Below are 1,462 nucleotides of genomic sequence, written 5' to 3'. Positions count from 1 at the left end.
TATTAAAGAATCAGAATTAGGAAGAAAAGCTCTTATACTTGGAGAAACAAATACTGATGCTGTTCCAATAGAAGATGTAACTAATATGGATAAAGCATTAAGAACAATGAAATTTGGTAGCAAAAGTTTTGATAGAGTAGTAAGTTATCCAGATCATACAAAAAAAGATGTAGTAAATAAAATAAATTCAGAATTTAGTAATTCAAAAGATTCAGATGTTAATTATTTATATTTTACTTGTCATGGAGTAAAAGAAGATTCTGCTTTGGCAATAGGTAGTGATAATCAATGTATGACAGGAGAAGAATTAAGAGATATTTTAATAGATAAAAAAGGAGTTTTTGTTGTAATGATTGATTCATGTCATGCAGGGAACTTTATTAATAAAGGTACAGAAAATAACTTAAATCAATTTATTAAAGGCTTAACAACTTCTAAAGAAAAAGCTGGAGAACTTTGTAATAAAAAATTTATAGTTTTAGCTTCATCAAGTTCAAGTGAATCTTCTTACAAAAAAAAATTTATGAAAAATAGTTTAGCAACACATTTTTGGTTAAAAGGAATAGGATATGATGGAGAAACAAATAGTGTTGATGAAATGGAAGCTGACGTAAATATAGACTCAAAAGTAACACTTAATGAGCTGTATAATTATTCAACAAAAGAAGTATTAAAATTAAATAATATTCAACATGTACAAAAATATTCAGAATTTGAAGACTTTGTTCTTTTTGCAAGATATTAGGAGGGAAAAACAATGAAAAAAAATAAAATAATATCATCATCACTAGCAATAATGTTATTAGCAGGTGTAACATTTCCAGCATCATCATTAGCAAAAGGATGTTCAGAAGGAAATTTCTGTTCAGTAGAAAATAATTATCAAGTAAATAAAATATTGCCGGAAAAATACAAATCACATTTATATGAAAAAATTACAGTAAGTGATGTAAAAAAAGCTATATTAGAAATGGGAGAATGTGGCTTACCTAAAGAACAAGTAGAAAAATATTATAATCAAATAAAAGAAACCATGTCTAAAGAAGAATTAAAAGAAATTCTAACTCAAGCAGATAAAGAAACAGTAACTATATATAAACAAAAAATATTTGAAAAATATGGATTTCACACAAAATGTTGGCCATGTCTTCCTTTAGGTATGGATGGAATGAATGAATACTATAGTTACATAGACTTATCTAAACATTATGATTCTTTATTAAAAATAGATAAAGATCTTCTTAAAAAAGAAAAGGAAGCAACATTTTTAATGTTTGATAAATTAAATTTAGGAGATCAAAGGGATAATTTTAAAAAAAGATTAGAAGATATCTATAAAAATAATCATAACTTTGGTTCAAAATGGGATTTATTACAGGAAGCTGAAAAATATAGCAGAAATCATACGACTTCTTGGATAAATAATGGTAATGGCTGGTGGTATCAAGAATCAGATGGAACT

At 25.9% G+C, this 1,462-nt stretch carries 2 protein-coding genes; both read left to right on the top strand.

Translation table 11 applies throughout. The annotated features are described in order from the left end of the window. Positions 1–745: caspase family protein (locus HMPREF1871_RS06285; RefSeq protein WP_198145766.1), on the top strand; the 745-nt coding region annotated here is incomplete at its 5' end. 12 nt (positions 746–757) lie between these two features. Continuing rightward, positions 758–1,462, top strand: a 705-nt coding sequence (locus HMPREF1871_RS04175; protein WP_157058065.1) for a hypothetical protein, incomplete at its 3' end; no start/stop codon positions are given.

The organism is Gemelliphila asaccharolytica (assembly GCF_001553005.1).
Lineage (GTDB): Bacteria > Bacillota > Bacilli > Staphylococcales > Gemellaceae > Gemelliphila > Gemelliphila asaccharolytica.
This window is presented reverse-complemented; position numbering and strand designations above follow the sequence as displayed.